This window comes from Pseudophaeobacter sp. 1A09344 (genome assembly GCF_041008745.1).
Classification (GTDB): domain Bacteria; phylum Pseudomonadota; class Alphaproteobacteria; order Rhodobacterales; family Rhodobacteraceae; genus Phycobacter; species Phycobacter gallaeciensis_A.
Map to the genome: position 1 here is coordinate 427,238 of NZ_JAXGFS010000002.1, position 14,910 is coordinate 442,147.

Genomic DNA, 14,910 nt, shown 5'->3' on the forward strand with positions numbered 1-14,910 from the left:
GACAGTACCATCCTCATATGGCAAGGCACCTGAATCGTCGATACGACTCACCAGTAAATCAAGGGGATCCACATGCCCAAGGAAGAATGGGGTGTAAAGCGCGTTTGCCCGACCACCGGAAAACGCTTTTATGACCTGAACAAGGACCCGATCGTCAGCCCCTACACGGGCGAGGTCGTTGCCCTCGACACCGGCAAGAGCCGCATGATCGAAGCCGACTCGGAAGACGCTGCGTCGATGAAGGCCAAAGAGAACATGGACGGGGACGACGCAGTTCTGGAAGATGACGAAGACGTCGATCTGGATCTGGGCGATGACGTTCTGGACGATGATGACGATGACGACAATGTCTCGCTCGACGAGATTGCCGACGTCGCATCCGAGGACGACGAGTCCTGATCCAAGGCCCGCGTATGGGCCCGGATGCCGCCAAATGGCGGATTGACCGGGGCGGTTTCGGCCCCGCTTCACCCGGGCCCGGATGGGGCACAAAAAAACTCTGAATGATGGTGCATTTTGCACTTGCAGCCTGCTCCATCGTCCCTTAAACGACCACTCACACCGGATGAGGCAACAGCCAAGCCGGATGTGAATGGGGCCTTAGCTCAGTTGGGAGAGCGCTTGCATGGCATGCAAGAGGTCAGGGGTTCGACTCCCCTAGGCTCCACCATTCACCCCCAGACATCGTAAACTGTTCAGCCTTCTAGGCATGTATTTTGCGAGCCTCCCGCTTTCGACCTATGGGCAAATCAGGGATGCTCAGCCTGCGTCAATCCAAGGCGGTTCAATCCGGTCACCGTTCACCCGCACCTCATCCTGCTCATTGTCGAGCACGACAGGATTGTCGTAGATCTCCAGCGTCGGGCGCACACCAAAGCGCCCCTCCATCCAGTCCGCCCATCCTTCATTGAACCAGGCTTCGGCATCCGCACGGGTATCGAACTCGTAAATTCCGCCACCACCTGCGTCGCTGTTGAGGAAATACTTACGCCTCAAACCCTTGACGTCGTGGAAAATCTTCGTCGCCTCAACGGATTGGCGGGTGACCAGCTCCGTATCCCGTTTCGGTCCTTCCAGCGGAATTCTGACGATGGCGATGATCATGACGATGGCCCTCCCCTGCTCGTACATGAGCACGAGACAAGTCTAAGACCATCGTCCGTTTCAAGACAATGACCCCTGTCAGCCTTGAGGCAGGGACTGTGTTATCGCCACGTCCAGCTTGTCGACCACCTCGGCGATCTGATCCCCCGAAATGATAAAGGGCGGCGCCAGAAGAATGTGATCGCCGTTGCGGCCATCGCGGGTGCCCGACATCGGATAGCAGATCAGCCCGGCTTCAAAAGCGGCCTTCTTGATCTTCGCGGCCAATCCCAGTGACGGGTCAAAGGGCGTCTTGCTGTCGCGGTCACGGACCAACTCGATGCCCCGGAACAGACCACGCCCGCGAATGTCGCCGACATTGGGATGCTGGCCGAACTGCTCCTGCAGGGCAGATTGCAGGCGATCGCCCATTGCCGCGCAGCGGGCCACCAGATCCCGCTCCAGCATCTGGCTCACCACCGCCAGCCCGGCCGCTGTGGCCACCGGATGGCCGATATAGGTATGCCCGTGTTGGAAAAAGCCGCTGCCGCCTTCGATGGACTCGTAGATCTGGCGGGAGCACAGCATTGCCCCGACCGGCTGATAACCGGCGCCCAACCCCTTTGCGATACACAGGATATCGGGCGCGACACCGTCGGCGTCACAGGCAAACAGATGACCGGTGCGCCCCATGCCGCACATGACCTCATCCAGGATCAGAAGCACGCCATATTTGTCGCAGATCTCGCGGATGCGTTTGAAATAGCCTTCGACCGCAGGTACCGCCCCGGATGTGGCACCCACTACCGGCTCGGCCATGAAGGCCATCACGGTTTCGGGGCCAAGACGCAGGATCTCCGCCTCCAGTTCGTTCGCGGCGCGCTGGCCATAGTCAAAACTGCTCTCGCCCTCGGCCCGATCCACGTATTCATAACAAGGCGCGATATGCGACACACCGATCAGCAGCGGATCAAACTGCTGCCGCCGCCAGGCATTGCCCCCCGCCGCCAAGGCGCCAAGCGTGTTGCCGTGATAGCTTTGCCGCCGGGCAATCAGGTGCCGCCGCTCCGGCTCCCCCTTTTCCAGGAAATACTGTCGTGCCAGCTTGATCGCCGCCTCCGTCGCCTCGGATCCACCAGAGACAAAATAGACCCGGTCCAGATCGCCCGGCGCATTGGCTATCAGCAGATCGGCGAGCGCCTCGGCCGGTTCCGAGGTCATGAACCCGGTATGGGCAAAGGCCAGCTTGCCCACCTGCTGCTGCACCGCCGCGATGACTGCCGCGTCGGAATGGCCAAGGCAGGACACCGCCGCGCCGCCCGATCCGTCGAAATACCGCTTTCCTGTCGAATCAATCAGATAACAGCCATCGCCCCCCACGGCAGTGGGCAGGTTCGCCTTGGTATGACGGGGAAATACATGAGACATTTTCAGCCCTCCTTGAGGCTGTGACCGGCATCCTGTGCGGCCCTGACCAGCGCCGCTACCGAGGCTGCATTGTCCTGCAGCATCTCGCCCTCCGGCGTTTCAATATTATTCTCAAATCCGATTCGCGCATCCCCTCCGGCAGCAATCGCCGCCAGCAGGCAGGCCCGTTCGTTGCGGCCAAAGGCGCAGGCGGTCCAGTTGAGTTTCAGATCCGCTGCCGCCGACAGAAACCCGGCCAGATCCTCCGGCTGCCCCAGCACCGGCGGTGCGTAGCTTCCGAGGACAAAGATCGCATCGCGCATCGAGGGCGGCACCGTGCCATCGCCGTACCATTCCTTCAGCTGCGCGATACAGGACGACCCATACAGGATATGCTGAACCCGCGTTCCGACCTCAGCACTACATGCATAGGCCCGCGCGGCTACTGCCAGATCCCGCGCCATTTCCCGGACCGAGACCGAGGCCGCCGCCGGGCGCAGCTGCATCAGGCAATGTAACTGGTCCTTGGGAGAGAAGAGACCCGCGCTTTCGGTGGTGATCTGCACCTTCATGCCGGGCGCCTCCTCCTGCACCGCTTCCATCGCCGTGCGATAGCGCCCGACGTCCAGCGAATGCCGGCCCTCCTCATCCCGCACATGCAGGTGCAGCGCCCCTGCCCCGGCCACATAACAGTCGGCGGCCGTCTGCGCGATTTCCTCAGGCGTCACCGGCAGGTTCAAATGATCCCGCTTGCCACGCCGTGCCCCACTCGGGGCAACCATCACTGTGAACTCCGCCATGCCCATTCTCCGCTGGCCAATGCTGCGCCCGACCATGATGGGAAAAATGCACGCTCTCAATTAGAACAAGAAAGAACACGCGTTCTTTTGATCTGCACCGGATCGCGATATACTGGAAAAACCCGCGTTTATCCCCGGATCACCCGCCCCGGAACACTGCCACGCCCGATTTTAGGGCAACCTGGCGGGCCACATGCGGAAAACCGCTGGAGCATAGCGGCGCACCCAAGGCAAAGAACGGAAGTTCTGCCCTTGAAAACAGGGGCCTGATGCGGGCGGCGCAGGAAACTCGCTGCACTGGCCACAAAGCTCATCACCATCTGGACCTAGTGCAAGCGGCAGATTTGGCGTTTCGTCAAACTCAGAAAAGTCCGGCTTGCCCTTTGGCGCGCCGGACCAGAACACCACTATTTAGGGAAGGACATGTCATGGACGGCACGTTCAACGAAAACGACCTCAGCCGGGTGATCGACGCCGACAAGGCGCATGTCTGGCACCACCTGATCCAGCACAAACCCTTTGAGACGACCGATCCCCGGATCATCGTCGAAGGCAAAGGCATGCGGGTCTGGGACCAGAACGGCAAAGAATGGCTGGACGCGGTCTCCGGTGGGGTCTGGACGGTGAACGTCGGCTATGGCCGCGAGGAAATCTGCAAAGCGGTCTATGACCAGCTGATGAAGCTTTGCTATTTCGCGCAGTCCGCAGGTTCCATCCCCGGTTCGCTCTTTGCCGAAAAGCTGATCGAGAAAATGCCCGGCATGAGCCGCGTTTACTACAACAACTCCGGCTCCGAGGCGAACGAGAAAGCCTTCAAGATGGTGCGCCAGATCGCGCACAAGAAATACGGTGGCAAGAAGCACAAGATTCTCTACCGCGACCGCGATTACCACGGCTCCACTCTGGCGGCGATGTCGGCGGGCGGCCAGGATGAGCGCAACGCCCAATACGGCCCCTTCGCCCCCGGTTTCGTGCGCGTGCCCCACTGTATGGAATACCGCAAGCACGAGCTGGGTCTTGAGCACCTGTCGGGCAAGGAATTCGGCATCGCGGCCGCCAACCTGATCGAAGAGGTGATCCTGCGCGAAGGCCCCGACACCATCGGCGCCCTGTGTCTGGAACCCGTCACTGCTGGTGGCGGCGTGATCGAGGCCCCCGAAGGCTATTGGCCGCGGGTGCAGGAGATCTGCAAGAAATACGACATCCTGCTGCACATCGACGAGGTGGTCTGCGGGATCGGTCGTACCGGCACCTGGTTCGGCTACCAGCATTACGGCATCCAGCCCGATTTCGTCACCATGGCCAAGGGCGTCGCCTCGGGCTATGCCGCGATTGCCTGCATGGTCACCACCGAAGAAATCTTCGAGATGTTCAAGGACGACGCGGACGATCCGATGAACTATTTCCGTGACATCTCCACCTTCGGCGGCTGTACCGCTGGTCCCGCTGCCGCGCTGGCCAACATGCAGATCATCGAAGACGAGGGCCTTCTGGACAACTGCACCGCCATGGGCGAGCGGATGATGAACAACCTCAAGGCACTGCAGGAAAAGCACCCGGTGATCGGCGATGTGCGCGGCAAGGGTCTGTTCCTCGGCGCCGAACTGGTCACCGACCGCGAGAGCAAGGAACCCGTGGACGAGAAACAGGCGCAAGCCGTCGTGGCCGAGGTCGGCGCCCAGGGCGTTATCATCGGCGTCACCAACCGTTCGATCCCCGGCAAGAACAACACCCTCTGCTTCAGCCCGGCGCTGATCGCAACGGCCGAGGACATCGACGCCATCACCGATGCGGTGGACGTGGCCCTGACCAAGGTCTTTGGCTGATCAGGCCAATTGGACTACTTAGATTTTTGAAAGGCGGCCCTTTGCACTGGGCCGCCTTTCGCTTTTTCTGGCGGGGTGACACAGCACAAGGATCCCCGCCATGCCCGGCCCTCTCTGGATGACAGCATCCACCCTGACCTCGGACAATGTGACTCTGGCACCGCTTACGCAGGATCATGCCGCCGATCTGGCAGAGGCGGCGGGCGATGGCGCCTTGCACCGGCTCTGGTACACTGCGGTTCCCGCACCGGACCGAGTCCCGGCAGAGATCGACCGCCGCCTCACACTTCAGGAGGCAGGATCCATGGTGCCTTTCGCCATCCTCGACCCACAGGGCCGCGCCGTGGGCATGACTACCTATATGAATATCGACCACGGCAACCGCCGCGTCGAAATCGGCTCCACCTGGTACCGCAAATCGGTACAGCGCACCGGGATCAACACCGCCTGCAAGCTCATGATGCTGCGCCACGCATTCGAAGACCGCGATGCCATCGCGGTGGAATTCCGCACCCACCGCCTCAACCGGCAAAGCCGCGCCGCAATCGAACGGCTCGGCGCCCAGCTCGACGGTATCCTGCGGGCGCATATGATCATGCCCGACGGCAGCCTGCGTGATTCCGCTGTCTACTCCATCACCGCCGCCGATTGGCCCGCGGTCCGCGCAAACCTGGAATTCATGACCCAAAGGTGATCCCCCCGCGGGTCAAGGAGGCCGCAAGGCCCCGCCGTCAGGCGGCTTGTCCTTGACGCGCAAATCTTAAGACACTCGGAAACGGCCCTTACGGGGCAGACCTGCCCCGTAAGGGCCATCTCAGCAAGAAAAAGCGCCGCGCGTCAGCGCGGCGCCTGGCCCAACGGGGGAGAGGTAATCTTCGATTGCCGCGATCCGGGCGGGAGCGCCCCGCCCGCGCCACCTCACAGCATCTGAAACAGAATGCCGGACAGGATTGCACCGCTGACCCCCAGCCCCAGATAGGCGGCAAAGACCTGCGGCTTCACCAGCGACCAGACCGCAGCCATGGCCGGGATCGAACTCACCGCACCGGCAATCATAAAGGCCATCGCCGCCCCAGCGCTCATCCCCTGCTCTATCAGTCCCGCCAGCAGCGGCGGCGCCACGTAGGAGTTGAGGTAGGCCGGCATGCCCACCAGCGCGGCCACGGCAATCGCCACCACGCCTTCACCGCCGACCAGACCCGCAATGACATCCGCCGGGACATAGGACACCAGCAGCGCCTCCAGCACATAGGCCAGCGCCAGCCACTTCAGAAGGAACACCCCGTTGGCCACGAATTCGCCGCGGAACCGTTGCCGACGCTCAGGTTCGGACCAGAAGGCCCAGACCGGCTTTGCATCGGCCTTTGGCGCACCGCAGCCGCAACAGCTGGTTTTCTGCACCTGCTTCAGCGGGTTTGCAAAGACACCATGGCCCATCAGCGCCTTGATCGCGAAGCCCCCGAACAACCCCAGCGCCACGGCAGCAACCGCCTTGCCGATGGCAAAGGGCCAGCCCAGCGCCCCAGCAGTGATCAGCAACGTCGGCGGATCGATCAGCGGCGAGGACAGCCAGAAGGCCATGACAGCCGACAACGGCGCGCCCAAAGCCAGCAGCCCGGCGATAAAGGGAATGACCTCGCAGGAACAGAAGGGCGCCAGTCCGCCAAACACCGCCGCAAGAAAGATCATCCGCACCTCGCGCCCCTCAAAGGCCCGCGCCACCAGAGCTTCGGCGCCGGTTGCCTTCAGATACGCCAGCAGCAGCACAGCAAACAGGATGTAACGACCGGTATGGGCCAGCGCATTCAGCGCAAAGATCACAATGGTCTGGAAATTTCCCATATCCAGCACCGCAACAGAAACCAGCAGCGCCACGATCACGGCCCAGGGCGTTTTGAGCCAGCGCAGCAGCGCCTGCGAGGCCCCGAGATTTTGAGTGAGATCAGCCATCGTTTGCAGCCTCCTGCATTTGATCCGAGCAGCATTCACAGAGAATGAAGTCCGCCAGCGCCCGCAGCCGGTCGAAATCGGCCCGGCTAATCGTCGCGCGTCCCACCTTCTCCTGCACCACGACACCGGCGCCCGAAAGAAATTTTAAATGATGCGCCAGCGTCGAGGGCGCGATGCCCGTACGGGTCTGAATGTCCTGCACCCGCAATCCATCGCGCCCTGCCCGAACCAGACAGCGCAGAACCTTCAGACGCGCCTCTGACCCCATGGCCGCAAAACCACCTGCTGCTTCTTCCCACTGCATGACATGCTCCATTAAAACCATAAAACTAGTTATTTCGATTCGACGCTCAAAATCAAGCTCAAAAAATCATCCGGGACGGTAAGTCCAGATTGCGCTCCCCCTAAGGCCAGCCTACTGTCCCGGAATGACCATTTCCGTCGACACATTCTTTCTCAACCCGGATGCGCAGGGCACGCTTCAGGCGCAGATCCAGGAGATGATCGCCGAAGGCGTTCTGTCGGGCCGTTTCAGGGTCGGAGAGAAGCTGCCATCCTCGCGCAAACTGGCCAGCCACCTTGGCATCAGCCGCATCACCGTGACGCTGGCCTATACGGAACTTCTGGCCAATGACTATCTGACGTCGCGCGGGCGGTCTGGGTATTACGTCTCGGAAAACGCGCCGGTGCCGCCCAGTTACACGCCGCCGCAACGCTCTGATGACGCAGTGGATTGGTCGCAAGCCATTGCCCGCACCTTTACCGGTGGCGATACGCCCCGCAAACCGCGCGACTGGCGCAACTACCGCTATCCTTTCATCTATGGTCAGGCCGATGCCTCGCTGTTTGATCATGCCAACTGGCGGCTTTGCGCGCTGCGGGCGCTGGGGCAGAAAGACTTTGCCGCGCTGACCAACGACTATTTCGATCAGGATGATCCCCTGCTGATCGAATATATCGCCCGCCACACCCTGCCACGCCGTGGTGTCACCGCCCGCCCCGAGCAGATCCTGATCACCCTCGGGGCGCAGAATGCCCTGTGGCTGGTGATCCAGCTTTTGCTGAACCGGGGGCGCAAGGCGGCGATCGAGGATCCGACCTATTACACCCTGCGCGATCAGCTGACCCATGTGCGCTGCCAGATGGATTGCATTCCGGTTGATGCCGACGGTCTGCCGCCGGAGCAGATCGCGGAAGACACCGACGTGATCTTCTGCACCCCGAGCCACCAAAGCCCGACCACCGCCACCATGCCCATGGCCCGGCGCAAGCAACTGCTGGAGCGCGCCCGCGAGATCGATGCGGTGATTGTCGAGGACGACTACGAGTTCGAGATGTCCTTCCTTGGCGCCCCCTCCCCGGCGCTCAAATCCCTGGATACCGACGGGCGCGTGGTCTATGCCGGCAGCTTTTCCAAATCGCTGTTTCCGGGGCTGCGACTGGGCTATTTGGTAGGCTCCGAAAGCTTCATCCGTCAGGCCCGCGCCCTGCGCGCCAGCGTGCTGCGCCACCCGCCTGGGCACATTCAGCGCACTGTCGCCTATTTCCTCTCCCTCGGTCACTACGATTCCCAGATCCGTCGCACCGCCAAGGAACTGCACAACCGCCGCCTGGTCATCGAAGAGGCCATCGCCGCGCATGGGCTGTCGATCTCGGGTGTTGGCGTCTACGGTGGCTCATCCCTCTGGATGCGCGCGCCGGAGGGCGTCGATACCGCCGCCGCAGCAGAGCGCCTGAGGGAAAAGAGCGTCATCATCGAACCCGGCGCGCCCTTCTTTGCGCCCCAACACCGCAAGCAGAACTATTACCGGCTGGGCTATTCCTCGATCCCGGCAAGCCGTATCGAACCAGGGCTGGCGCTGCTGGCCGAGGCGCTGAAACCGTCCTGAGGTTGCCGCGGCCACAGGCGCGCATGCGTTTTCTGCAGCCGTGATACACCCCCATCAGGCCGCGCCATATCTGGCCCTAATCCGGACAGGTATCTGGCCCTAACCCCTCCCCTTCCGACAGCCTAAACCGGATATAACGCCCGGCGCCGGCCTGGCCCTGTCAGCGTCTCATCAGGAGAACACACCATGAAAATGACCACCGAGGAAGCCTTTGTCAAAACCCTGCAAATGCATGGGGTTGAGCATGCTTTCGGGATTATCGGCTCGGCGATGATGCCGATTTCGGACCTGTTTCCCAAGGCAGGCATCACCTTCTGGGACTGCGCGCATGAAGGCAGCGCCGGGATGATGGCGGACGGCTACACACGCGCCACAGGCAAGATGTCGATGATGATCGCCCAGAACGGCCCGGGCATCACCAACTTTGTCACTGCCGTCAAAACCGCATACTGGAACCACACCCCGCTGCTGCTGGTCACCCCGCAGGCGGCGAACAAGACCATCGGTCAGGGCGGTTTCCAGGAAGTCGAGCAGATGAAACTGTTCGAAGACATGGTCGCCTATCAGGAAGAGGTCCGTGACCCCTCCCGCGTGGCCGAAGTGCTGAACCGGGTGATCATGCAGGCCAAACGCGCCTCGGCCCCGGCGCAACTGAACATTCCGCGCGATATGTGGACCCAGGTCATCGACGTTGCTCTGCCCGCCATCGTCGAATTCGAACGCCCCACCGGCGGTGAGGGCGCTCTGGCAGAGGCCGCCAAGCTGCTGTCCGAGGCCAAGAACCCGGTGATCCTGAACGGCGCAGGTGCGGTGCTGTCCAAGGGCGGTATCGCTGCCTCCAAGGCGCTGGCCGAACGTCTGGATGCCCCCGTTTGCGTTGGCTACCAGCACAATGACGCCTTCCCCGGATCGCATCCGCTGTTCGCAGGTCCGCTTGGCTACAACGGCTCAAAGGCCGGTATGGAACTGATCAAGGACGCCGATGTGGTGCTCTGCCTTGGCACCCGGCTCAACCCCTTCTCGACCCTGCCGGGCTACGGCATGGAATACTGGCCCACCGAAGCCAAGATCATTCAGGTCGACATCAACCCGGACCGGATCGGCCTGACCAAACCGGTGACGGTTGGCATCGTCGGCGATGCCGCCAAGGTGGCCACGACGATCCTTGACCAGCTGAGCGACAGCGCAGGTGATGAAGGACGCGCAGACCGCAAGGCACGGATCGCCGAAGCCAAATCCCGCTGGGCGCAGCAGCTCAGCTCGATGGATCACGAGGATGACGATCCCGGCACCACCTGGAATGAACGCGCCCGGGCCGACAAACCGGATTGGATGAGCCCCCGCATGGCCTGGCGCGCAATCCAGTCGGCGCTGCCTCGCGAGGCGATCATCTCTTCCGACATCGGTAACAACTGCGCCATCGGCAACGCATATCCGTCCTTTGACGAGGGCCGCAAATATCTGGCACCGGGCCTGTTCGGCCCCTGCGGATACGGCCTGCCTGCCGTGGTCGGCGCCAAGATCGGCTGCCCGGACGTGCCGGTCGTGGGCTTCTCTGGCGACGGTGCCTTTGGCATCGCCGTGAACGAGCTGACCGCGATTGGCCGCGATGAATGGCCCGCTGTTACTCAGGTGGTATTCCGCAACTACCAGTGGGGCGCGGAGAAACGGAACTCGACCCTGTGGTTCGACGACAACTTTGTCGGCACCGAGCTGGATCAGCAGGTCTCTTATGCCGGGATCGCCAATGCCTGCGGCCTGAAAGGCGTTGTCGCCCGCACCATGGAAGAGCTGACCGCTGCGTTGGCACAGGCTGTCGAGGACCAGAAGAACGGCATCACCACCCTCATCGAGGCGATGATCAACCAGGAACTGGGTGAACCCTTCCGCCGCGACGCCATGAAGAACCCGGTCGAGGTCGCAGGCATCTCTGCCGACGACATGCGCCCACAGCAGATCGGCTGAGGAAATGACGCTGCCCTTTGATCTGCCATTTGATCTGAATGGAGGTCAGGGCGCCTATCTGGCCGCCGCATTGTTTGTGGCGGCCTTTATCCGTGGCTATTCGGGATTTGGATTCTCCGCGATCTTTATCATTCTGGCAGCGCTGGTGACCAACCCGCTGCCGCTGATCCCGGTGGTCTTTGCCTGCGAAATCACAATGACCGCCTTTCAGGCGCGCGGCATCCGGCCTCATATCGACTGGCAGCGGGCACTGTTGCTGCTGGGCGGGGCCGCCATTGCCACGGTCCCCGCCATCGCCATCATGTCCCGCCTGGGCGAAGATCAGGCCCGGCTTGCCATATCGGCACTTGTGCTGATGCTAAGCCTCATCCTGCTCAGCGGCTGGCAGCTGCGCCGCCCCATCGGGGGCAAAGGCAACCTCGGCGTCGGTCTTGTGGCCGGCATTGCCAACAGCGCCGGTGTCGGCGGCCTGCCCGCTGCCGCGTTTCTGACCGCTCAGCCGATCCCCCCTGCCGTATTTCGCGCCACCATGATCGTGTTTCTGACCGGTATCGACATGATGGCCCTGCCGGTGATGGCGGCAAACGGGCTGACCGGGGTCGACACGCTTTACGGGGTGCTGCTTGCCTTTCCCATCCTTGGCGCCGGGATCTGGACCGGCAGCCAGCGCTTTGCCAGCGCCGACCAGAAGAATTTCCGCCGTGGTATCGTGCTGTTGCTGACCGTGCTTTCGGTGCTGAACATCGTGCGGGTGCTCTGATGGCCGATGCACGGGTTCTGATCCTCAATGCCGGATCTTCTTCCATCAAATTCGCTGTCTTCGACAGCGCGTTCGAAGAGCAGGTGCAGGGTCTTGCCGACGGGATCGGCGGTGCCTCGCGGCTGATCGTGGACGGCGCCGAGACCGAAATCCCCTTTATCGACCATAAGGCCGCGCTTTCGGCCATCCTAAAAGCGCTGGCGGATCGCGGCATCACGGCAGGCAGCTTGACGGCGATAGGCCACCGGGTGGTGCATGGCGGACGCAATCTGACCGCCCCCACCCGCATCACGCCCGAGGTCCGCGCCGAGATCGCCGATTGCACCCCGCTGGCGCCGCTGCACAATCCACATAGCCTGGCCGCCATCGACACCATGGGGGAACTCGCCCCGGACCTGCCGCAGTTCGCCAGTTTCGACACTTCGTTTCACGCCACCAATCCCGATGTGGCGACCCGCTATGCCATCCCGCGGATGATCGAGACCAAGGGCATCCGCCGCTATGGCTTCCATGGACTATCCTACGCGGCACTGGTGCGGCGCCTGCCGGACCTGTCCGAGGAAAAACTGCCCGCACGGCTGCTGGCCTTTCATCTGGGCAATGGCGCCTCGCTTTGTGCCATCCGGGGCGGGCAATCCATCGCCACCACCATGGGCTATTCACCGCTGGACGGGCTGACCATGGGTACCCGGTCGGGCGGCATCGATGCCAACGCAGTTCTGCGCCTCGTAGAGGACAACGGGCTGGAACGCACCAAGGCGATCCTCAACCACGAAAGCGGGCTTCTGGGCCTATCGGGTGGCAAATCCGACATGCGCAAGCTGATGCTAGACCCCAGCGCCGACAGCGCCTTTGCCATTGATCACTTCTGCTACTGGACCCTTCGTCATGCGGGCAGTCTGATTGCCGCGATCGAAGGCATCGACGCCATCGCATTCACCGGCGGTATCGGAGAGAACGCCACCGCCATCCGCGCGCGAGTTCTGCGGGGCCTTGAATGGATTGGTGTGCGCATGGACCCCGATGCCAATGAGGCCCGCCAGATGGCGCTGCATTGCCAGTCTTCGGCGGTGAAGATCTGGGTGATCCCAGCCGATGAAGAGCGCCAGATCGCGATGGACGCCCTTGCCCTGCTGCCGGAGGCGACATGAGCTGCGCCCGGCATATCCCTCAGACCTGCGCGGCAGTCAGCACCGTCGCCGCGACGATGTCGTCAACGCTGGCGCCCCGGCTAAGATCGCAGACCGGGCGGGCAAAGCCCTGCAGGAACGGCCCCAGCGCCTGCGCACCTGCCAGTTCCTGGCACAGCTTGTACCCGATATTGCCCGCATCCAAGGACGGGAAGATTAGCACGTTGGCATCCAGAGCCTCGATCCCCTTCTTGGCAGCGATGGCACCGTTCAGCGCCGCATCCGCCTGCACCGGCCCAGCAAAGCCTGCAAGCTCGGCTGCTTCGCGCACCCGCGCCACGCTATCGCCATCACCCGATGTGCCGGTGGAAAAGGACAGCATCGCCACCCGCGCAGTGCCCAGCAGGGCCTTGGCGGAGGCCGCCGAAGCGCGTGCGATATCGGCAAGTTGCGCCGCATCGGGTGCTACATTCACCGCGCAGTCAGCAAAGACCAGTTCGCGCCCATCCGGGAACACCATCAGGAAGAACGACGAGGGCAAGGACACCCCGTCGGCCAGCCCGATGCCGATGCTGGCGGCCTCGATCACCCGGCGGGTGGGAACATCGGCGCCTGCGACCATCGCATCTGCCTCGCCCAGCGCAACCATCGCGGCAGCGCGGTACAAGGGTTTGGAAACCATGCGTTTTGCGATCACCTCTTTCAAGCCGCGCGCGGCGACCAGCGCCTCCACATGGGCCTCGGACGGCTCCCCCAGTGGCAAGGGTTCGCACAGGCCTTCGGCCCGCAGGCGCTGCGTGGCCTCTGCCACCCGCGCGTCTTCCATCTCCGGGAAAACCACACGTGCCCGCCGTGCCTTTGCCGCCTCAAATGCATTTTCCAGAACAGTCATATCATTCTCCCTTACCCCACGAAGGAGCCAGCAATGAGCGAAAACGTCAAGATCAACCGCGGCCTGAAGGGCGTCTACTTTGAACGCTCCGGCGTTTCAGATATTGATGGGGCCAAGGGCGAGTTGAGCTATCGCGGCTATTCCATCCACGATCTGGCTACCCATTCCACCTTTGAAGAGGTCTGTTACCTACTGATCTACGGCGAGCTGCCAACCGCAGGGCAACTGGCGGATTTCGATGCCGATCTGAAAGCGGCGCGGGTGCTGCCGGATGAGATCCACGCAATCATCCGCGCCTGCAAGGACGGCCACCCGTTGGATGTGCTGCGCACCTGTGTGTCGGCCCTTGCAGCGTTAGAGCCTGCCAGCCAGCAGGTCGGCGAGGAGGCCTTCCTCGCCAATGGCGTGCGTCTGACCAGCCAGGTGCCGATGATCATCGCCGCGCATGAAGCAATCCGCAACGGCCGCGATCCGGTGGCGCCCGACATGACCCTTGGCCATGCAGCCAACTGGCTGTGGATGCTGAAGGGCGAGAAACCGAGCGCGGATGCCGCGCGCCTGGCGGATGTGGATTTCATTCTGCACGCCGAACACGGCTCCAACGCCTCCAGCTTTGCCGCACGCGTCACAGTCGGGACCGAGGCTAATCTTCATGGCGCCATCGTCACGGCGCTGTCGACCCTCGCGGGTCCAGCCCACGGCGGCGCCGCCGAGGACGTGATGAAAATGGTCCACGAGATCGGCACCCCGGACAAGGCCGCCGCCTACGTGAAGGCCAAGCGCGCGGCGAAAGAAGCCGTCACCGGCTTTGGCCACCGGGTCTACCGCAAGGAAGATCCCCGCGCTCGCCACATGCGCGAAGGCGTGCGCAAGCTGGGCGAGGAAATGGGCGCCCCCGAGTGGTACGAAATCCTACAGGCGGTGGTCGAGGCCATGTCTCCCTATGCGCGCCACGGGCTCAATGTGAATGTCGACTTCTATTCCGGCGTGATCTACCAGCTGCACGGCATCCCGATGGACCTATACGTGCCGATCTTTGCCATCGGGCGCATGCCCGGCTGGGTGATCCAATGCATCGAGCAACAGCGCGGCAATATCCTGATCCGACCGCTGACGCTGTACAACGGGCCGGAACCACGCGGTTATGTGCCGATTGCAGATCGCTGATCCCCACCAATACGATTTCAAAGAACAGATTCCCGAAAAAG

General features: G+C 62.4%; 14 protein-coding genes and 1 tRNA gene. 9 read left to right on the forward strand and 6 right to left on the reverse strand.

The features are described from left to right. The first annotated feature begins 72 nt into the window (after positions 1 to 72). Entirely contained in the window at positions 73 to 399 is a 327-nt protein-coding gene (locus SM765_RS05300; RefSeq protein ID WP_065271339.1) for a TIGR02300 family protein, read from the forward strand. A gap of 195 nt (positions 400 to 594) precedes the next feature. After that, positions 595 to 670, forward strand: a tRNA-Ala gene (locus SM765_RS05305). Between the two features lie 89 nt (positions 671 to 759). Here the strand turns inward: SM765_RS05305 and SM765_RS05310 are convergent. The 3 genes from SM765_RS05310 to SM765_RS05320 all read right to left on the reverse strand — a co-directional run bounded on the left by SM765_RS05310 (position 760) and on the right by SM765_RS05320 (position 3,290). Further along, entirely contained in the window at positions 760 to 1,104 is a 345-nt protein-coding gene (locus tag SM765_RS05310; protein WP_274837285.1) for a hypothetical protein, read from the reverse strand. A gap of 78 nt (positions 1,105 to 1,182) precedes the next feature. Continuing rightward, on the reverse strand, positions 1,183 to 2,511 hold the full coding sequence (locus SM765_RS05315; protein WP_274837284.1) for an aspartate aminotransferase family protein: 1,329 nt from the start codon (positions 2,509 to 2,511) through the stop codon (positions 1,183 to 1,185). A gap of 2 nt (positions 2,512 to 2,513) precedes the next feature. Next, positions 2,514 to 3,290, reverse strand: coding sequence for a beta-keto acid cleavage family enzyme (locus tag SM765_RS05320; protein WP_274837283.1), 777 nt, complete (start codon positions 3,288 to 3,290; stop codon positions 2,514 to 2,516). Positions 3,291 to 3,718: 428 nt separating this feature from the next. On the opposite strand from SM765_RS05320, the gene SM765_RS05325 reads away from it, so the two are divergent. Together SM765_RS05325 and SM765_RS05330 are read left to right on the forward strand one after the other, a co-directional pair. Next, positions 3,719 to 5,116, forward strand: a complete 1,398-nt coding sequence (locus tag SM765_RS05325; RefSeq protein ID WP_274837282.1) for an aminotransferase family protein — start codon at positions 3,719 to 3,721, stop codon at positions 5,114 to 5,116. Between the two features lie 100 nt (positions 5,117 to 5,216). Beyond that, positions 5,217 to 5,810: a GNAT family N-acetyltransferase gene (locus tag SM765_RS05330; protein ID WP_274837281.1), complete on the forward strand. Its 594-nt coding sequence runs from the start codon at positions 5,217 to 5,219 to the stop codon at positions 5,808 to 5,810. A gap of 224 nt (positions 5,811 to 6,034) precedes the next feature. On the opposite strand, the gene SM765_RS05335 is transcribed toward SM765_RS05330, so the two are convergent. Then, complete coding sequence (locus SM765_RS05335) at positions 6,035 to 7,066, reverse strand: permease (RefSeq protein WP_274837280.1); 1,032 nt, start codon at positions 7,064 to 7,066, stop codon at positions 6,035 to 6,037. Beyond that, entirely contained in the window at positions 7,059 to 7,370 is a 312-nt protein-coding gene (locus tag SM765_RS05340) for an ArsR/SmtB family transcription factor (RefSeq protein ID WP_274832649.1), read from the reverse strand. Before SM765_RS05340 ends, SM765_RS05335 begins: the two co-directional genes overlap by 8 nt. 124 nt (positions 7,371 to 7,494) lie before the next feature. On the opposite strand from SM765_RS05340, the gene pdxR reads away from it, so the two are divergent. The 4 genes from pdxR to SM765_RS05360 all read left to right on the forward strand — a co-directional run bounded on the left by pdxR (position 7,495) and on the right by SM765_RS05360 (position 12,831). After that, a complete protein-coding gene (pdxR, locus tag SM765_RS05345) occupies positions 7,495 to 8,955 on the forward strand; it encodes a MocR-like pyridoxine biosynthesis transcription factor PdxR (protein ID WP_274837279.1) in 1,461 nt (486 codons plus the stop codon). A 186-nt stretch (positions 8,956 to 9,141) separates the two neighbouring features. After that, on the forward strand, positions 9,142 to 10,920 hold the full coding sequence (gene xsc, locus SM765_RS05350) for a sulfoacetaldehyde acetyltransferase (protein ID WP_274837278.1): 1,779 nt from the start codon (positions 9,142 to 9,144) through the stop codon (positions 10,918 to 10,920). Positions 10,921 to 10,924: 4 nt separating this feature from the next. Further along, a complete protein-coding gene (locus tag SM765_RS05355; protein ID WP_065271347.1) occupies positions 10,925 to 11,680 on the forward strand; it encodes a TSUP family transporter in 756 nt (251 codons plus the stop codon). After that, positions 11,680 to 12,831 (forward strand): acetate/propionate family kinase, encoded by a 1,152-nt coding sequence (locus SM765_RS05360; protein ID WP_274837276.1) that lies wholly within the window; start codon positions 11,680 to 11,682, stop codon positions 12,829 to 12,831. The genes SM765_RS05355 and SM765_RS05360 overlap by 1 nt, the downstream gene beginning before the upstream one ends. A 19-nt stretch (positions 12,832 to 12,850) precedes the next feature. Here the strand turns inward: SM765_RS05360 and SM765_RS05365 are convergent, their stop codons facing one another. Continuing rightward, positions 12,851 to 13,702 (reverse strand): phosphate acyltransferase, encoded by an 852-nt coding sequence (locus SM765_RS05365; protein ID WP_274834911.1) that lies wholly within the window; start codon positions 13,700 to 13,702, stop codon positions 12,851 to 12,853. Positions 13,703 to 13,735: 33 nt separating this feature from the next. On the opposite strand from SM765_RS05365, the gene SM765_RS05370 reads away from it, so the two are divergent. After that, positions 13,736 to 14,869, forward strand: coding sequence for a citrate/2-methylcitrate synthase (locus SM765_RS05370; protein WP_274837274.1), 1,134 nt, complete (start codon positions 13,736 to 13,738; stop codon positions 14,867 to 14,869). The last annotated feature ends 41 nt before the right edge of the window (positions 14,870 to 14,910 follow it).

What these genes read in the sequence shown, in the direction of transcription:
- SM765_RS05310 (WP_274837285.1), bottom strand. Translation starts at nt 1,104, where the DNA reads ATGATCATCGCCATCGTCAGAATTCCGCTGGAAGGACCGAAACGGGAT.
- SM765_RS05320 (WP_274837283.1), bottom strand. Translation starts at nt 3,290, where the DNA reads ATGGCGGAGTTCACAGTGATGGTTGCCCCGAGTGGGGCACGGCGTGGC.
- pdxR (WP_274837279.1), top strand. Translation starts at nt 7,495, where the DNA reads ATGACCATTTCCGTCGACACATTCTTTCTCAACCCGGATGCGCAGGGC.
- xsc (WP_274837278.1), top strand. Translation starts at nt 9,142, where the DNA reads ATGAAAATGACCACCGAGGAAGCCTTTGTCAAAACCCTGCAAATGCAT.
- SM765_RS05355 (WP_065271347.1), top strand. Translation starts at nt 10,925, where the DNA reads ATGACGCTGCCCTTTGATCTGCCATTTGATCTGAATGGAGGTCAGGGC.
- SM765_RS05370 (WP_274837274.1), top strand. Translation starts at nt 13,736, where the DNA reads ATGAGCGAAAACGTCAAGATCAACCGCGGCCTGAAGGGCGTCTACTTT.
- SM765_RS05325 (WP_274837282.1), top strand. Translation starts at nt 3,719, where the DNA reads ATGGACGGCACGTTCAACGAAAACGACCTCAGCCGGGTGATCGACGCC.
- SM765_RS05300 (WP_065271339.1), top strand. Translation starts at nt 73, where the DNA reads ATGCCCAAGGAAGAATGGGGTGTAAAGCGCGTTTGCCCGACCACCGGA.
- SM765_RS05360 (WP_274837276.1), top strand. Translation starts at nt 11,680, where the DNA reads ATGGCCGATGCACGGGTTCTGATCCTCAATGCCGGATCTTCTTCCATC.
- SM765_RS05340 (WP_274832649.1), bottom strand. Translation starts at nt 7,370, where the DNA reads ATGCAGTGGGAAGAAGCAGCAGGTGGTTTTGCGGCCATGGGGTCAGAG.
- SM765_RS05315 (WP_274837284.1), bottom strand. Translation starts at nt 2,511, where the DNA reads ATGTCTCATGTATTTCCCCGTCATACCAAGGCGAACCTGCCCACTGCC.
- SM765_RS05330 (WP_274837281.1), top strand. Translation starts at nt 5,217, where the DNA reads ATGCCCGGCCCTCTCTGGATGACAGCATCCACCCTGACCTCGGACAAT.
- SM765_RS05335 (WP_274837280.1), bottom strand. Translation starts at nt 7,066, where the DNA reads ATGGCTGATCTCACTCAAAATCTCGGGGCCTCGCAGGCGCTGCTGCGC.
- SM765_RS05365 (WP_274834911.1), bottom strand. Translation starts at nt 13,702, where the DNA reads ATGACTGTTCTGGAAAATGCATTTGAGGCGGCAAAGGCACGGCGGGCA.